Here is a 17,039-nt window from a genome sequence, read left to right on the forward strand (position 1 = left end):
CGTGCAGGAGACCACCGAAATCCTCGAACGCTACGTCGCAATCCCCGACCACTTGCGTCCCGTCGCCGTTCTCGGCGCGAATGATCAGGCACTCAATGTCATCGAGAAGATCATGCCCGACATCGACGTGTCGATGCGCGGACACCAGATCACACTGCGCGGCCCCGAAGGCTCTCTCGATCGCGCTGCCGCCATCATGAACTCTCTCATTGAGATCGCCGCAAGCGGCGAAACCGTGACGGGCGAAGCCGTCCACCGCGCCGCAGAACTCTACGGCGATGATCGGCGACGTGACCAGCACGTGTCGGCGATCCTCAGTCAATCAGTTCTCTCCGCACGAGGGCGCACGATTAGGCCGAAGACGATCGGCCAGAAAGAGTACGTGGACGCTATCGATGAGAACACGATCGTGTTCGGCATCGGCCCCGCAGGCACCGGAAAAACGTACCTCGCGGTCGCGAAAGCCGTGCGTGCACTTCTCGATAAGCAGATCAACCGGATCATCCTTACGCGCCCCGCGGTCGAAGCAGGCGAGCGCCTCGGATTTCTCCCGGGCACGCTCAACGAGAAGATCGACCCCTACTTGCGCCCGCTCTACGACGCGCTACACGACATGCTCGACCCCGAGTCCATCCCGCGGCTCATGGGGGCGGGAACGATCGAAGTTGCGCCGCTCGCATACATGCGCGGGCGTACGCTCAACGATGCCTTCATCATCCTCGACGAGGCGCAAAACACGACACCCGAGCAGATGAAGATGTTCCTGACCCGCTTGGGTTTCAACTCGACCATGGTGATCACGGGCGATGCGACCCAGGTGGATCTTCCCGGAGGCACCAGCAGCGGCCTCAAAGTCGTCGAACGCATCCTCGGTAAGGTCGACGACATTGCCTTTTGCCACTTGAGCTCCAAGGATGTCGTGCGCCACCGACTCGTCAGCGACATCGTCGACGCCTACGCGCGTTGGGATCTTTCCGAGTTCTCACCGAAGAAAAAGGGGAAGCGATGAGCATCGAAGTCAACAACGAAACGACCGCCAAGATCGATGCCCGCGAGTTCGTTGATCTCGCCCGCTACGTATTCGACGCTATGTTCTTGCACCCGGCCACCGAACTGTCGATCACGTTTGTGGACGAGAAGGCCATGAGTGAACTCCACGAGGAATGGATGGACCTCGAGGGGCCCACCGACGTCATGAGCTTCCCCATGGACGAACTTCGCGAAGGACGCGAAGGGGAGCTCGCCCCCGAGGGCCTCCTCGGGGACATCGTCATCTGCCCCACCGTCGCCGCGCAGCAAGCCCGTATTGCCGGCCACAGCTCTGAAGAAGAAATGCTTCTTCTGCTCACTCACGGCATCCTTCACCTGCTCGGCTACGACCACGTCGAGCCCGAGGAAGAGCGTGTGATGTTCACGCTCCAGCGCAAGCTCCTGTTGACGTTTCTCGCTGGCCGTGGCTCTCGCGTGGGCATCTGCGATACCGGCGGCCCCGACGCATGAGTGCCATCGCTTTTCTCGTTCCACTCGCTATCGTCGCGATCGTCCTCGCGGTGTGTTTCTCGGCTGCTGACGCCGCGCTCAGCACGCTTTCGCGCCACAGTATCGAGCGCTACTTTGAAGACGAAGAAAAGAAGCGGGACCGCATCCTCACGATGCACGACGACACCCACACGACGTTCGCAACCATCGCGCTCGGGCGCGTTCTTGCCGAAACGACCTACGCGGTTGTCATCACAGCATTCATGTTCGAACGGCTCGAGGGCCTGTGGCTACCACTCCTCCTCGCGATTACGGTGACCTTCCTCGTGTCGTTCATGGGAGCCTCCGTGTCGCCCCGCACGCTAGGCAGGCGTGCCCCAGAGAAAACGATCTCGGCTCTTTCGCCGCTTGTCCGTTTCGCCCGGGTCGTCCTCGCCCTTCCTGCGAAGGTCCTCATCCACATCTCGAACGCCTTCACGCCCGGAGGAAAGGTCGCGGGGGGACCATTCGCGACGGAGGAGGAGCTTCGCCACTTCGTGGATCGCGCGAGTGAAACGGAAGCGCTCGAAGACGACGAGCGCAACATGATCAAGGGTGTGTTTGATCTTGACGACACGATGATCCGCGAGGTCATGGTGCCCCGCACCGACATGGTGACGATCGACGCGGACGCGACCGCGAACAAGGCCATGCGCCTGTTCGTACGCTCGGGGTACAGCCGAATTCCCGTCATCGGCGAAGAGGGCGTCGACGACCTGCTCGGCATGCTGTACTTCAAGGATGTGATGCGTGCGATTCATTCGCCGTGGGATCCCGGCGGCGATCGGCCCGTCACAGAGATCATGAGGCCCGTGAAGTTCTACCCGGAGTTCCTCACTGCCGATCGCGTCATGGAAGCCATGCGTACCTCTCGCGTGCACGTTGGTATCCCCGTTGACGAATACGGTGGTGTTGCCGGCATCGTCACGATTGAGGACATCCTCGAAGAGATCGTGGGGGAGATTGCCGACGAGCACGACCGCCGCGAGCAAGAGGCCGAGAAGGTCGCCGAAGGCGAATACCGCGTTCCCGCGCGCATGACCATCGTCGAGGTCGGCGAGCTGTTCGATCTCGAGATCGAAGACGACGATGTTGACACGATCGGTGGTCTCCTCGCGAAGACCATCGGAAGGGTGCCGATCGTGGGCGCCGAGGGCACTGCCCACGGTTTACACATGGAAGCGGATCGCACGAGTGGCAGACGCAAGCAGGTCTCGGCAATTCTCGTCAGTCGCGCCCCGCGCGATACCGGTGACGAGTCGCACGAGAGCGACGATTAGGAGAGCAAAAGTGGAAACCGTGCATCGAAGTGGCTTCGTCGCTCTCGTCGGCAGGCCCAACGTCGGCAAATCGACGCTCACGAATGCGATGGTGGGGGACAAGGTCGCGATTACGAGCTCGAAACCTCAAACGACGAGGCGAGCCATTCGAGGGATCGTCAGCCGCGAACACGACCAGATCATCATCGTCGATACCCCGGGCGTTCATCGCCCCCGCACCCTCCTTGGTAAGCGCCTCAACGATCTCGTGCGCGAAACCCTGGCCGAGGTTGATGTCGTGGGCTTTTGTCTTCCGGCTGACCAGAAGATCGGGCCTGGCGATCGCTTTATCGCGGAGGACCTTCGACAGTTGCGTGGCAACCGTCGGAGCCCGGCGATCGTGGCGATCGTGACGAAGGTGGATCTCGTGAGCCGCGACGAGCTCGCCGCTCACCTCATGGAGGTTGAGCGTTTTGTCAAGGCTGAAGACATCGTTCCCATCTCCGCGCTTGAGGGTGAGCAGATCGACGTGCTCATGGACGTCATTGCCTCGCATCTTCCCGAGGGCCCAGCGCTCTACCCGGATGATCAACTCACGGAGGAGAGCGTGAGCGACCGTATCGCGGAGCTCGTGCGCGAGGCTGCGCTCGAGGGCGTGCGCGATGAACTCCCGCATTCCCTCGCCGTTGTGGTCGAGGAGATCGTGGAGGAGTCGCTCGATGGTGATCCGTTCGCGGAGGTAGCGCCCGGCGAAGGCAGGCTCGTGGTGCGCGTTTCGCTCTTCGTTGAACGCGACTCCCAAAAGGGAATCGTGATCGGCAGGGGCGGTAAGCGTCTCAAGCGGGTCGGTACGCGGGCGCGTCGTGGCATCAGGGATCTCATGGGTCGCCCGGTCCATCTCGATATTCGGGTGAAGGTCGCCAAGGATTGGCAGCGGGACCCCAAGCAGCTCGGTCGCCTGGGCTTCTAGTTTTTGGATCGGCTCCGTCTCACATTTCGAGTGTCCGACGGTTGCCGCTCTCGCATTGCTTGCCCCAGGTGTAAGGTGACGGCCATGAACCGAGACGCTCGTATTGTTGCCGCAACCGAAGATCCGCGCACGCCAGTTCTCGGCCAGCATGGGGATGCGCCCCAGGTGCCCTCTGGTATGCCAGTCGAGCGGTATCTCCCGTTTCACGAGCAGATTCCCTTCACGCTTGAGGGGCGCGAGTGGCCAAACCGCGTGATTACCCGTGCGCCGCGCTGGTGTGCGGTGGATCTTCGCGATGGTAACCAGGCACTCATCGACCCCATGAACACCGAGCGGAAGCTCAGAATGTTCAACCTTCTCGTGGGGATGGGATTCAAGGAGATCGAGATCGGGTTTCCTTCGGCGTCGCAAACGGACTTTGACTTCTGCCGCACCCTTATCGAGCAGGATCTCATTCCGGATGACGTGACGATTCAGGTGCTTGTCCAGTGTCGTGAGCACCTGATTGAGCGCACGTACGAGGCGCTCCAGGGCGCTAAGCGCGCAATCGTGCATTTTTACAACTCGACATCGATCGTGCAGCGCGATGTCGTATTCCGCGCGAACGAGGACGAGGTTCTCGACATAGCCGTGCAGGGGGCGTTGCTCGCGAAGAAATACGAGGAGTCGCTCGATGGCTGCGACATCACCTACGAATACTCGCCCGAGTCATTCACCGGCACGGAGCTCGAGTACGCGGCACGCGTGTGCAACGCGGTCATCGACATCATCAAACCGACCCCCGAGAAGAAGATCATTATCAATCTTCCGGCGACGGTCGAGATGGCGACCCCAAATGTGTACGCGGATTCCGTCGAATGGATGGATCGCCATTTGCACGCACGCGAGAGCGTCGTGCTTTCGCTTCATCCCCACAATGACCGCGGCACGGGGGTGGCGGCGGCCGAGCTCGGTTACCTCGCGGGGGCGGACCGCATCGAGGGGTGTTTGTTCGGCAATGGGGAGCGAACGGGCAACGTTGATCTCGTGACGCTCGGCCTCAATCTTGCGACGCAGGGCGTTGATCCTCAACTCGACTTGTCGAATGTGCCGGAGATTCGCCGTACGGTCGAACACTGCAATCAAATCGGGGTCCATGAGCGTCATCCGTACGGCGGCGACCTTGTGTTTACCGCTTTTTCGGGTTCGCACCAGGATGCGATCAAGAAGGGCCTTGAGCGCATGGACACCGATGCGCAGCGCGCGGGTGTCGAGGTGAGCGAGGCGACGTGGCGCGTACCCTACTTGCCCGTTGATCCCAAGGACATCGGCCGCAGCTACGAGGCGGTTATCCGGGTGAATTCGCAGTCCGGCAAGGGTGGCATGGCGTACCTCCTGCGCACCGAGCACGGACTCGATCTTCCTCGCCGCCTGCAGATCGAGTTTTCGACCATCGTGCAACGCCGCACCGACACTGCCGGTGGTGAAGTGACTCCAGCCCAGCTGTGGGAGGCGTTCGTCGACGAGTACCTTCCCAACCCCGATGCGTCCAAGCGCTGGGGACGCTACGGCTTCAGGGGGCTCACCCAGCACTCTGAGGGCGAAGGGACAGACAGAATTGCTGTGCAGCTTCGCGTCGAGGATCACGAGAGCACGATCGAGGGCCTCGGTAACGGCCCGCTTGATGCATTTGTGAAGGCGCTCGCCTCGCGCGGGGTCAAGGTACGGATTCTTGACTACGCCGAGCACGCTCTGAGCGAGGGTGATGACTCGCTCGCCGCAGCGTACATCGAGGCTGAGATTGGCGAGTCAATCTATTGGGGCGTGGGTATCGACGGCTCGATTACCAGGGCCTCACTTCAGGCGCTAATTTCGGCGCTCAATCGTGCCGCACGCGCGGGGATTCTTTAGGGCCGCTCGCAGGTGGCATCGAGGCTGTACCGCGACGATGCGATCGTCCTCCGAACCCAAGACTTGGGGGAGGCCGATCGCATCGTCACGCTCTATTCGAAAAACCACGGGAAGATCCGCGCGGTCGCGAAGGGAGTGCGGAAAACGTCCTCCCGTTTTGGCGCTCGGCTCGAGCCTTTCCAGCGCGTCGACGTGCAGTGCCATCGGGGACGCTCCCTCGATACCGTTTCGCAGGTCGTGACGATCACCGCTTACGCCGAGCAGATCGCTGGCGACTACGCGCGCTACACGGCAGCGGCGGCTATGGGCGAGCTCGTGGAGAGACTCACGAACGAAGGATTCGACCCTACGAGCGCGCACTACATGATGCTCGTTGGGGCACTGCACGTGCTCGTGAATTCCGGGCGGCCGCCCGTGCTCGTCCTTGATGCCTTTTTGCTGAGGAGCATTGCGATGGCGGGTTGGCGCCCGGAGCTTCGCAACTGCGCTGTGTGCGGGGCAGAAGGGCCGCACCAGGCATTCGATGTGAGCCAAGGTGGCGTCGTGTGCCGAGAATGCCGGCGCCCCGGCGCCGTGGCAGCGCGACCGAGCGTGACCGAACATATGATCTTTTTACTCGCGGGAGACTGGGACGAGGCCCTCGCAACCGACCCTGCTGCGCAGGCAGAAGCGGGCCGTCTCATCGCGCGTATTCTTTCCTATCACCTTGAGCGGCCGCTTGCTGCCCTAGAATTGGTGGATCGATTCATCGAAAGCGCGCCGGCGCTAAAGGAGAACGCGTGAAAGCCAGCTACGTGAACCCGCCCGAACACCCCTCGGGGGAGAAGGCCCCGGTTCTCGAGGAACGCTTCATCCCGAAACACGTCGCTGTCGTCATGGACGGCAACGGACGCTGGGCTAATAAGCGGGGTTTGCCTCGCACAGAGGGGCATGCAGCGGGCGAGGCGGCTCTCCTTGACGTTGTTGCCGGGGCGATCCAGGCGAACGTGACGCACCTGAGCGCCTACGCGTTTTCGACGGAAAACTGGTCGCGCTCCCCGAGCGAAGTCCGTTTTCTCATGGGCTTTTCGCGGAGCGTCTTGCGGCGACAGCGAAACACGCTCCACTCGTGGGGAGTGCGCATCAAGTGGATCGGCCAGGCAAAACGGCTGTGGCCTAGCGTGATCAAAGAGCTGCGTGAAGCGGAAGAACTCACGAAGCACAACACGGGGCTCACGCTGTATATGTGTGTCAACTATGGCGGTCAGGCGGAGCTCACGGATGCGGTCCGTGAGATCGCGACAAAGGTCAAGAACGGCAAGCTTTCGCCGTCGCGCATCAACGAGAAGACGATTCGTGCCCACCTCTACGACCCCGACATGCCCGACGTCGATTTGTTCATTCGCACCTCGGGCGAGCAACGCACCTCGAACTTCCTCCTGTGGGAGGCCGCCTACGCCGAGATGCTCTTCGTTCCCGAGCTGTGGCCGGACGTCGATAGGCGAACCCTCTGGCGCGCCATTCTCGACTACGCCAAACGCGACCGTCGATTCGGCGGGGCGATAGACAAGGTTGCGACGTCCGAAGGGTTCGGCGAATAGGGCGCGCTAGCTGTCGCGCTCGGCTTTGCCGCTTCCCATCTCGGGGAGCAGCGGGGCACGTTCGCCCGTCACGACGCGTTCGCGCGCCAGCTCTCTCGTGGCGCGGTTTCTCTCGGCGCGTTTGCGAAGAATGTAGGCGGTCAGCAGTCCGACGGCTGCCACCGCCATCGCTGCCGCCACGTAGGGATTGCTGAGGGCCACCCTCCACCACAGGGCAAATGCGGCAAGACCTACGGTTGCGTAGATAACGGCCCACGCAAACCCGCCGATGAGGAGGGCCGGGAGGTAACGAGCAAGTGGCATGCGTGTTACTCCCGCCGCGAGGTTGGCGGCCGTTTGGAAGCCGATGGTGAGGAAGCTGAGTGCGACGATCGGCGCGCCCCATTTGTTGACTTTTTCTGCGGCGTTTTCAACTCGCGGGCTCGTGAGGATCGCGTGGAATCGGCCGCGGTCCGCGAGTGTGTAGGCGAGCCTTCCCAGGAGGTACGTGCCCCCGGCGCGGCAGTAGATCACGACCATGAGGAAAGCGATCGCGGGCAGAAGAGGAAGGGAGTTAATCCAATCGAGCATTCGAGCAGGAGACGCCTACTTCGCCGCGGACGATGCCGAGCAATCGGGGCATAGACCAAAGATTTCGAGCGTGTGCTCGATCTGGGTGAAGCCATTCTCCTCAGCGACCTTATTCGCCCACCCTTCAAGCTCGGGCGGAAGGAACTCGATGGTCTTGCCGCATGTGCGGCACACGAGGTGATGGTGGTGTGATTCCGTCGTGCACTGACGATAGATTGCTTCGCCCGAATCGGTGATGATGACGTCCACGAGACCAGCGTCGACGAGCGGCTGCATGTTCCGGTACACGGTTGCGAGCCCCACCGACTCTCCGTCGGCTCGCAAAAGATCGTGCAGCTGCTGTGCCGTCATGAAATCCTGTGCTGATTCGAGCGCGCCCAAAATCGCGGTGCGCTGTTTAGTGGTGCGGAGTGGTTTTGCCACGACAATCACGTGCCCTTCGGTTCGTGCGAGATTCTCGCGCGGCCAATACTTGCCTGCGCGAGAACTCCCAGGATATAGAACCCAATCGCAATCAGCACGATCACGCCACCAGGCGGAAGATCCACGTACACGGTCAGTAGAAGCCCGCTGACGGCACAGACGACGCCAAGAAGCATACTCACGCGCATCGTGCGCGTGAATCCGCGAACGACCTGTTGCGCAGCCGCGACCGGCACAATCATGAGAGCGGACACCATCAGGGCACCGACGATTCTCATCGCGAGGGTCACGGTGAGCGCAGCCATAATGGCGATCAACACGTTCACGGCACGTACGGGAAGACCGATCGCTCGCGCGTGCTCCTCATCGCTCGTGACGGCGAACAGAAGTGGGCGCGCGCCGACGCCGACGAGAAGAATGACGAGTGCAAGAGCGAGCGCAACCCACAGATCGGAGTGCGTGACCGTCGCGAGTGACCCGAAGAGATATGCCATGAGGCTCTGCGACGTGCCCCCAGCAAGTTGAATGATCACGACTCCGCCGGCGATGCCGCCGTAAAAGAGTATCGCGAGGGCTGTGTCGCGGCTCGTATGGCCGACTTCGCGCACATACTCGATGAGCACGGCACCTATGACACTCGCGGCAAGCGCTCCCGGGATCGCGAGCGCATCGCTACTGGAAAGCTGGAAGATCGAGCTAGCAAGCCACCCGATTGCCACACCCGTGAGCGCGACGTGGCCAAGCCCGTCGCCGAGAAGCGAAAGCCGCTTTTGCACGAGGTAGGTGCCCACGACGGGCGCTGTCAGCCCCACTAGTACCGCGATGATGAGGGGGTAGCGGACGATCGGCGAGAGAAGAAGGTCGAGGGGGCTCACGGGTGAATCTCGTTCCCTAGGCACTGGTCGATGGTCTCGTTCACGTGGTGCTTTCCGTCCTCGCTCTCGCTTGCATCCGCATGCGGATCGTCGTGGGGGAGTGGGCCGTCGTGAACAATTCGACCTTCCTCCATCACGATTGCGCGCGTAATGAGGTCGCGCAGCGGGTCGAGATCATGGAGCACGACAACGACAGTCGTCCCACGCTCGTGGAGCTTGCCGATGAGCTGAGAGATGTTCTCTTGAGTCGCGGCATCAACCCCGGTAAAGGGCTCGTCGAGGACAAGAATGCGTGGCTCCCGCACGAGAGCGCGAGCGATCATGACGCGCTGACGCTGACCACCGGACATTTCCGTGACGGCGCGGCTCGAAAGTGCACCGAGCCCCACGAATTCGAGGGCACGCTGGACCTTGTGCTTCGGTGCCCGGGTGAACAGTCGCGTGCTCGTGAGCAGGCCGCTCGCGGTCGTCTCGTACGCGCTTGCCGCAATATTTCCGCTGAACGCGGCCATTTGTGGCACGTATCCGATCGCGTCGTGCACACCCCGCGTAGTCGAGGGGCGCCCGAGGATCTGGGCGCTTCCACCCGAAAGGGGCAGCACCCCGATCATGGCCTTGAGTAGCGTCGACTTACCCGAGCCGTTCGGCCCGAGAATCGCGACTACTTCGCCCTCGTTAATGCGGGCTGTGACGTCCTTGAGGACGACGTTGCCGCCGCGTTTGAGGCTCACATGTCGAACCTTAAACGCGGCGGCGTCGTGAGTGGTGGCGCTACTCACTGCCAGGAAGCAACGAGTTTGTCGGCGTTGTCTCGCATGACCCGAGCATAATCTTTCTTCTCATCGAGCTGCGTCTCAAGATTGTCAAGTTCCTCCGCCTTCGCGCCCGTGCGGCTCGCGAGCGCCTCAGCGACGGCGGGGGTCGCCGAGGTCTCGAAGAAGACGGTCGTCAGCTTCTCCTTCTTGACGAGATCAGCGAGCTCGAGCAGACGTTCGGTCGAGGGCTCGTTTTCAGGGTCAATGCCCGCGATGCCGATTTGATGAAGGTCGTAGGTCTTTGCGAGGTAGGCGAACGCGGTGTGGCTCGTGATAAAAGCCTTCTCTCGCGTCACGGAGTCGTACTTTTCGTGGAGTTCTTCGTCGAGTTTCGTGAGCTCCTTTTCGAGCGATTCGTAGTTCTTCGCGTAGTCCTTGGCGTGATCTGCGTCGATCTCGGAGAGAGTGTCGGCGAGTACCTTTGCCGCCTTGATCATGCGGTGCGGGTCCTGCCAAAAGTGCGGGTCGATGCCGCCGTGATCGTGATGATGTTCGTGGCCACCGTGCTCGTGATCATGCTCGTCAGAGTGCTCATCGTGTTCGTGTTCGTGTTCGTGTTCGTGCTCGCCGCCGCCGTCACTCGCCTCATGCTCGTGATCGTGTTCGTGTTCATGCTCGTGAGCATGCTCATCGCCGTGTTCGTGCTCGTGCTCCTCACCGCTTGCGGGCAGAATGTCCACAAACTCGTTGAGGTTCAGAAGCTTCTTCGGCTTGTGAGCCTTGATGGCATCGTCGACGGCTGTTTGGTAGTGCTCGATCTGCACCACGAGGTCAGCATCGGCCATTTGCGCAACCTGCTGCACCGAGAGCTCGAGGCCGTGAGGGTCGATGCCCGGCTTCACCGGGTTGATGATTGAGACGTGCTTTCCGCCAATCTTCTCGGCGAGGTACTGGGTGGGGTAGCAGGTGATCATGACCGAAACATCGCCGGAACCCGAGGAGGCGTCGGACCCCTTTGCACCACCCGACGTGCCGCCACACCCGGCAAGAAGTGCCGCGAGCGAAAGCCCGCCGCCGAGCGTGAACGCGCGGCGAGAAATGGGGGAAGACATGCCTGAAAGTGAGCGTGAATCATTCATGAGAACTATTATCAATGATTGTTGTGGTGTGCGGCAAATCTTCACCTACCCGCGTGCAAGAAGGATCAACCTTTCGGCGGTTTCTGGTTAGGGTGGAACAAAGCACGCAAGTCATGCGTGCCCATCGTTCCAAGGAGATCTCGTGGCGAAGCCCCAACCGTCGAAGCTCGATAACGTCATCGCCCTCGCGAAGAAGCGCGGATTCGTGTTCCCCGCCGGCGACATTTACGGCGGCACGCGTTCGGCGTGGGACTACGGCCCCCTCGGGGTTGAGCTCAAGGAGAACATCAAACGCCAGTGGTGGCGCACGTTCGTGACTTCGCGCGCCGACATGGTGGGCCTCGACTCCTCGATCATCCTGCCTACTCGCGTATGGGAGGCCTCGGGGCACGTCAAGACCTTCACGGACCCGCTCATCGAATGCCGCAGCTGCCACAACCGCTTCCGCGAGGATCACCTCGTGGAAGAGTTCGAGGAACGCAAGGGGCGTAAAGCCGAGGGCATGAGCGAGATCCCATGCCCGAACTGTGGCACCAAGGGCGAGTACACCGAGCCCCAGCAGTTCTCGGGCCTCATGAAGACCTACCTCGGCGCAGTCGATAACGAGGAAGGCCTGCACTACCTCCGCCCCGAAACAGCGCAGGGCATTTTCGTCAACTTCCTCAACGTCGTCACCGCTGCGCGCGTGAAGCCGCCTTTCGGCATCGGCCAGGTCGGCAAGTCCTTCCGCAACGAGATCACTCCAGGCAACTTCATTTTCCGCACCCGCGAATTTGAACAGATGGAGATCGAGTTCTTTACCCCGCCGGAGCAAGCCGGCGCATTTTTCGACGAGTGGGTCGAGGCGTGCGAGAAATGGTTTTTCGATCTCGGTATCAAACCGGAAAATATTCGTCGCTTTGACGTTCCGGAAGAGGAGCGTGCCCACTATTCGGATGCCACCATCGACCTCGAGTATCGCTTTGGTTTCCAGGGCAGCGAATGGGGCGAACTCATGGGCGTCGCTAACCGCACTGACTTCGACCTCGCAAGCCACACGGAAGCTTCTGGCACGAAGATGCAGTACTTCGACCAGGCAAGCGGCGAACGCTACACCCCCTACGTCATCGAGCCGTCGTTTGGCCTTACGCGTTCGATGATGGCGTTCCTTATTGACGCCTACGAAGAAGACGAGGCTCCCAACACCAAGGGCGGAGTCGATAAGCGCACCGTTCTCAAACTTGATCCGCGCATCGCGCCAGTCAAGGTCGCCGTGCTTCCGCTATCCAAGAGTGAGGACCTTCAGCCCACCGCGCACAACCTTGCCTCGGAGCTTCGCGGGCTGTGGAACATCGAGATGGACCTCTCTGGTGCGATCGGTCGACGCTACCGTCGCCAGGATGAAATTGGCACGCCTTACTGTGTCACGGTCGACTTCGACACGCTCGACGATCAGGCCGTGACCGTGCGCGATCGAGACACCATGGCGCAAGAGCGCGTAGCCCTCACCCAGATCAAGGGCTACCTCGCCGAGCGCCTTGCGGGATGCTAGGGAGCCGCTTTCGCGCATGAGCCGTTCCCTCACGATTGGTCCTCACACGAGCGACACTCCCGTGGTTCTCGCCCCGATGGCGGGCGTGACGAACATGCCGTTTCGTCTCCTGTGCCGCGAGTTCGGCGCGCTTCACTCGGAAAACGACGGTGGGTTTTTCGTCTCCGAAATGGTGACGAGCCGCGCGATCGTCGAACGCCACCCGGAAACAATGCGTCTCGTGACGATGGGGGAGCGGGAGACGCCTCGCTCGGTTCAGCTATACGGCGTTGATCCCGCGACCATCGCCGCTTCGATTCGCGTGCTGCGCGAGCTTGATCTCGTTGACCACATCGACCTCAATTTCGGTTGCCCCGTTCCTAAGGTCACCCGCAAGGGCGGCGGTGCGGTGCTTCCGTGGAAGACGGAGCTGTTCACCCGCATCGTGACCGAGGCCGTGAAGGCCGCCGAGGACGTCCCCGTGACGGTCAAGACCCGGATGGGAGTCGATGACTCGCACCTCACCTATCTCGACGCGGGACGCATCGCGGAAGAGGCCGGTGCTGCGGCGATCGCGCTCCACGGGCGCACGGCCAATCAGCACTATTCGGGGCATGCTAGGTGGGACGCGATCGCGGAGTTGAAGCAAGCGGTCACGAGCATTCCGGTGCTCGGAAACGGGGATATCTGGAGCGCTGAAGACGCTTTGCGCATGGTCGAGCAGACGGGGTGTGACGGCGTGGTCGTCGGTCGAGGCTGCCAGGGGCGGCCGTGGCTCTTCGCCGATCTTGCCGCGGGATTCGCCGGCAAACCCGATCGAGTGAAACCGACACTCGGGGAGGTTGCCCAGGTGCTCATTCGCCACGCCGAACTTCTGATCGAGTTCTTTGAGGACGAAGGCCGAGGCGTGCGTGACCTGCGCAAGCATGTCGGCTGGTACTTCAAGGGATACCCGGTGGGTGGCAAAGCACGGCACGCCCTTGCGACCATGGAATCGCTCGAGGACCTCAAGGAGAAGCTTGCTGGTCTCGACTGGGACGCACCGTACCCGGGTGAGCCGGTTGAAGGCCCCCGCGGGCGGGCAGGGCACCCGAAACGCACCCACATGCCCGACGGCTGGCTCGATTCGCGCGAGATCTCAGAAGAGCACCGCGCTCGTTTGCACGAGGCGGAACTTTCCGTCTCGGGAGGTTGAGACGTGCCACCATACATTCCTGCCCCGTACCATTCGCGCGACATTGAGCGTTTTTTCGCGGAGCCACCGAAGTCCCAGGCACGCACGCCGTTTCAACGCGATCGCGCGCGAGTGCTGCACTCGTCGGCGCTCAGGCGCCTCGGTGCAAAGACCCAGGTGCTCGGGGCTGGCTCGAACGATTTTTCCCGCACCCGGCTGACCCACTCGCTCGAGGTCGCACAAGTGGGCCGCGATATCGCCCATGAACTTGGCTGCGACCCCGATATCGTGGACGCCGCGTGCCTCTCACACGACCTGGGGCACCCGCCGTTTGGGCACAACGGCGAGCGGGTGCTCAATGAACTCGCGCGTGACATCGGCGGATTTGAGGGGAACGCTCAAACACTTCGCCTGCTCGCGAGGCTCGAACCGAAGGTCCTTGGTGGCGAAAAGAGCTACGGCCTCAACCTCACGCGGGCGGCGCTCGATGCAGCGATCAAATACCCGTGGCGGCGCGGTGAAGGGCCGAATCCCAACTCGCCTAAGTTCGGGGTCTATGAGGATGATCTGCCCGTGTATGAGTGGGCGCGCGAAGGCGCGCCCGAGCACCGTAAGTGCCTCGAGGCACAGGTCATGGATATTGCTGACGATATCGCCTATTCGGTGCACGATATCGAGGATGCGATAACGGGCGGAACGATCACGCTGCGCGCACTGAAAGATCCGCAAGAGCGCGAGGCCGCGCTCTATGTTGTCCAGGACTGGTACACCCCGCATCTCGAGATTAGTGACCTTGATGTCGCCCTCACGCGACTCGAAAACGAAACGGTGTGGCAGTGGGAGCATTCGGGGGATCCGTTCTCCGCTGCGGCCTTGAAGGACATGTGCTCTCAGCTCATCGGCCGCTTCGTGGGATCGGTTGTCGAGGCGACTCGTCAGGCACACGGGCAGCACGCACTTGCACGCTTCGAAGGAAGCGTCGTGATTCCCGAGGACACCGAGCGAGAGATCTGCGTTCTCAAAGGGCTCGCGGCCGCATACGTCATGTCGAGCAGGGCTCAGCAGGGCGTGTATGCCCTCCAGGAGCAGATCCTTACGGATCTCTTTGCGCTCTTTCGCCGCACGGGAGCGGCGCACCTGGATCCCATCTTTACCGTGCTGTACGAGCGGGCGAACACGCTTCAGGAGCGTGAGCGAGTTATCGTGGATCAGATCGCGTCGCTCACCGATGTCTCCGCAGTGCGACTGCACTCCGAGTTCTTCTCTGGCGCCTACTCGGATGCGTTGGCGGGCGATGTGCCACTTCCCGGGTTCGGCCCGGAAATCCCGTTTAACTGACCGAGGAAGGTGCGCGTGAAAGGCCTCATCAAACGCGAGGACATCGTGGCTGTGCGCGAGCGCGCGAACCTCGAAGAGATCGTCTCCGAGCACGTCTCCCTCAGGAGCGCGGGCCTAGGTTCGATGAAGGGCCTGTGCCCTTTCCACGACGAAAAAACTCCGTCGTTCAATATTCGCCCCGCGATCGGTCGCTACCACTGCTTTGGCTGCGGCGAAGGTGGCGATGTGATCGAGTTCGTCCAGAAGATCAACCACATGAGCTTCACCGAAGCCGTCGAATACTTGGCCTCGCGCTACGGCATCCAGTTGCGGTATGAAGAGTCCTTCTCGCGCGGTGATCGCGATGGGGGTCCACGCACCGACTTTGGTACCCGCCAGCGGCTGCTCGCGGCCCACGAGGTAGCGGAGGAATTCTTCCGCGAACACCTCACGAGCCCCGAAGCTGAGATCGGGCGTCGATTTCTGGCAGAGCGTGATTTTGGGCCGCGCGCGGCCGCCCACTTCGGGATCGGCTTCGCGCCGCAGGGGTGGGACAACCTCACGAGGCACTTGCGCTCGCGCGGTTTTACGGAGAAAGAGCTGACTCTCAGCGGGCTTGTCTCTGAAGGCCAGCGCGGTGTCTACGATCGTTTTCGTGGGCGCCTCGTGTGGCCCATCCGCGATGTCACCGGTAAGACCATCGGTTTTGGGGCACGTCGCCTTTTCGAGGATGACAAGGGACCTAAATATCTCAACACGCCCGAAACCCCCATCTACAAAAAGTCCCAGGTGCTTTACGGCCTCGACCTCGCACGCAAGCACATTTCCTCCAAGCGCCAAGTCGTCGTCATGGAGGGGTATACCGACGTCATGGCAGCCCACGCAGCCGGTATTGACACCGCCGTCGCCTCGTGCGGAACCGCCTTCGGCTCCGAGCACGTCACCCTCGTGCGCCGGATTATGGGCGACACTTCTGCGCTCAGCTCGCTGAGCCTTGCCAGCGGTAGCGGATCGTTCGCGGGGGCCGGGGGAGAAGTCATCTTCACGTTCGACGGCGACGAAGCGGGGCAAAATGCTGCCCTCAAGGCGTTCCGTGAGGATCAACGTTTCGTTGCCCAGACCTACGTTGCCGTCGACCCCCAGGGAATGGACCCGTGCGACATACGCGTCAAGCGCGGCGAGGAAGCGCTCAAAGACGTCATCGCCGCCCGCATTCCCATGTTCGAGTTTGCCATTCGAGCTGCGCTGCGTTCCGTCGACCTCGACACCGCCGAAGGCCAGATCGCCGGCCTGCGAATGGCCGCCCCTGTCGTTGCGCAGATCAGAGACCACGCGCTTCGCCCCGAGTACGCGCGCAGGCTCTCCGGGTGGCTTGGCCTCGATGAACGAACCGTTCAACAAGCGGTTCAGGACGCCGGAAAGGCGGTATACGCGCAGCGCAGGATCGCGCAGCAAGCGTCGGAAAACCCGCCGGAGAGCCCCGGCGCGGGCGGTTCCGACGCCACCCACGCACCCGCCGATGCCGAACCCCTCCTGTCGCCCATCCGCCTGCGAGATATAACGCAGACGCACGACCCGATCGAGACGGCCGAAGTGCAGGCACTGTCCCTCCTGCTTCAGGCGCCCTCATGCGTCAGTATCGAGGATGTGCATGCGCTGCCCGACGAGCCATTTCGCACGGTGACCCTTCAGAGCGTGTGGGACTGCGTGATCGCGACCGGCCTCTTCGAGGAAGCGGCGCACAAGAACGTCAGCGTGCGCGCGTTTGTCGAAGCGGTCATGGAAATTGCGGGTGATTCCTTGCGCCCGCTCATCGGCGACCTTGCCTCCTACCCGCTTCCCGCACGCGATGAGCAGCAACTGAGCCGTCTGGGCCCCGCGCTCATACGCCGTCTACAGCAGTTGAGCTTCACGCACGACATTTCCGAGCTGCGTCGCAAACTCGGAAGGCTCACCCCCGAGCGCGACGCCGAGGAGTACCGGGCGACCATGAATGCCCTTCAAGAGGCGCAGCACAAACTCCGCGCCCTCAAAGACTAGAGGCACGCGGAGTTTTTGG

General features: G+C 61.9%; 16 protein-coding genes. 11 read left to right on the plus strand and 5 right to left on the minus strand.

Annotation, left to right across the window (positions count from 1 at the left end; translation table 11 throughout):
* The first annotated feature begins 1 nt into the window (after nt 1).
* From FXY94_RS07680 to FXY94_RS07710, 7 genes are all read left to right on the plus strand, one after another.
* Nucleotides 2-1,009 (plus strand): PhoH family protein, encoded by a 1,008-nt coding sequence (locus tag FXY94_RS07680; RefSeq protein ID WP_016664463.1) that lies wholly within the window; start codon nt 2-4, stop codon nt 1,007-1,009.
* Nucleotides 1,006-1,500, plus strand: coding sequence for an rRNA maturation RNase YbeY (gene ybeY, locus FXY94_RS07685; RefSeq protein WP_016664464.1), 495 nt, complete (start codon nt 1,006-1,008; stop codon nt 1,498-1,500). The genes FXY94_RS07680 and ybeY overlap by 4 nt, the downstream gene beginning before the upstream one ends.
* Nucleotides 1,497-2,798, plus strand: coding sequence for a hemolysin family protein (locus FXY94_RS07690; RefSeq protein ID WP_016664465.1), 1,302 nt, complete (start codon nt 1,497-1,499; stop codon nt 2,796-2,798). The genes ybeY and FXY94_RS07690 overlap by 4 nt, the downstream gene beginning before the upstream one ends.
* 10 nt (nt 2,799-2,808) lie before the next feature.
* Nucleotides 2,809-3,747: a GTPase Era gene (gene era, locus FXY94_RS07695; protein WP_016664466.1), complete on the plus strand. Its 939-nt coding sequence runs from the start codon at nt 2,809-2,811 to the stop codon at nt 3,745-3,747.
* Between the two features lie 177 nt (nt 3,748-3,924).
* A complete protein-coding gene (leuA, locus tag FXY94_RS07700) occupies nt 3,925-5,637 on the plus strand; it encodes a 2-isopropylmalate synthase (RefSeq protein WP_040386953.1) in 1,713 nt (570 codons plus the stop codon).
* 12 nt (nt 5,638-5,649) lie between these two features.
* A complete protein-coding gene (gene recO / locus FXY94_RS07705) occupies nt 5,650-6,420 on the plus strand; it encodes a DNA repair protein RecO (protein WP_016664468.1) in 771 nt (256 codons plus the stop codon).
* Nucleotides 6,417-7,217, plus strand: a complete 801-nt coding sequence (locus FXY94_RS07710) for an isoprenyl transferase (protein ID WP_016664469.1) — start codon at nt 6,417-6,419, stop codon at nt 7,215-7,217. Before recO ends, FXY94_RS07710 begins: the two co-directional genes overlap by 4 nt.
* 6 nt (nt 7,218-7,223) lie before the next feature.
* Here FXY94_RS07710 and FXY94_RS07715 read toward each other — a convergent pair whose 3' ends face one another.
* From FXY94_RS07715 to FXY94_RS07735, 5 genes are read right to left on the minus strand one after another with little or no spacing between them, the layout of a single operon-like run.
* A complete protein-coding gene (locus tag FXY94_RS07715; RefSeq protein ID WP_016664470.1) occupies nt 7,224-7,787 on the minus strand; it encodes a DedA family protein in 564 nt (187 codons plus the stop codon).
* 15 nt (nt 7,788-7,802) lie between these two features.
* Nucleotides 7,803-8,219: a Fur family transcriptional regulator gene (locus tag FXY94_RS07720; protein WP_016664471.1), complete on the minus strand. Its 417-nt coding sequence runs from the start codon at nt 8,217-8,219 to the stop codon at nt 7,803-7,805.
* A complete protein-coding gene (locus FXY94_RS07725) occupies nt 8,216-9,085 on the minus strand; it encodes a metal ABC transporter permease (protein WP_016664472.1) in 870 nt (289 codons plus the stop codon). Before FXY94_RS07725 ends, FXY94_RS07720 begins: the two co-directional genes overlap by 4 nt.
* The gene (locus tag FXY94_RS07730; protein ID WP_034373007.1) at nt 9,082-9,816 is read right to left on the minus strand and encodes a metal ABC transporter ATP-binding protein; all 735 of its coding nucleotides are present in this window, start codon (nt 9,814-9,816) and stop codon (nt 9,082-9,084) included. The genes FXY94_RS07725 and FXY94_RS07730 overlap by 4 nt, the downstream gene beginning before the upstream one ends.
* 44 nt (nt 9,817-9,860) lie before the next feature.
* Nucleotides 9,861-10,979 (minus strand): metal ABC transporter substrate-binding protein, encoded by a 1,119-nt coding sequence (locus FXY94_RS07735; RefSeq protein ID WP_016664474.1) that lies wholly within the window; start codon nt 10,977-10,979, stop codon nt 9,861-9,863.
* 142 nt (nt 10,980-11,121) lie between these two features.
* Between FXY94_RS07735 and FXY94_RS07740 the strand changes: the two genes are divergently transcribed.
* Genes FXY94_RS07740 through dnaG form a run of 4 tightly spaced genes read left to right on the plus strand, consistent with a single transcriptional unit; the run spans nt 11,122 to nt 17,020 of the window.
* A complete protein-coding gene (locus tag FXY94_RS07740; protein ID WP_016664475.1) occupies nt 11,122-12,510 on the plus strand; it encodes a glycine--tRNA ligase in 1,389 nt (462 codons plus the stop codon).
* A gap of 16 nt (nt 12,511-12,526) precedes the next feature.
* The gene (gene dusB, locus FXY94_RS07745; protein ID WP_016664476.1) at nt 12,527-13,684 is read left to right on the plus strand and encodes a tRNA dihydrouridine synthase DusB; all 1,158 of its coding nucleotides are present in this window, start codon (nt 12,527-12,529) and stop codon (nt 13,682-13,684) included.
* Nucleotides 13,685-13,687: 3 nt separating this feature from the next.
* Nucleotides 13,688-15,001, plus strand: a complete 1,314-nt coding sequence (locus FXY94_RS07750; protein WP_016664477.1) for a deoxyguanosinetriphosphate triphosphohydrolase — start codon at nt 13,688-13,690, stop codon at nt 14,999-15,001.
* A 15-nt stretch (nt 15,002-15,016) separates the two neighbouring features.
* Nucleotides 15,017-17,020, plus strand: a complete 2,004-nt coding sequence (dnaG, locus tag FXY94_RS07755; RefSeq protein WP_016664478.1) for a DNA primase — start codon at nt 15,017-15,019, stop codon at nt 17,018-17,020.
* The last annotated feature ends 19 nt before the right edge of the window (nt 17,021-17,039 follow it).

The sequence above is a fragment of the Dermabacter jinjuensis genome (assembly GCF_902381725.1).
GTDB lineage: Bacteria > Actinomycetota > Actinomycetes > Actinomycetales > Dermabacteraceae > Dermabacter > Dermabacter hominis.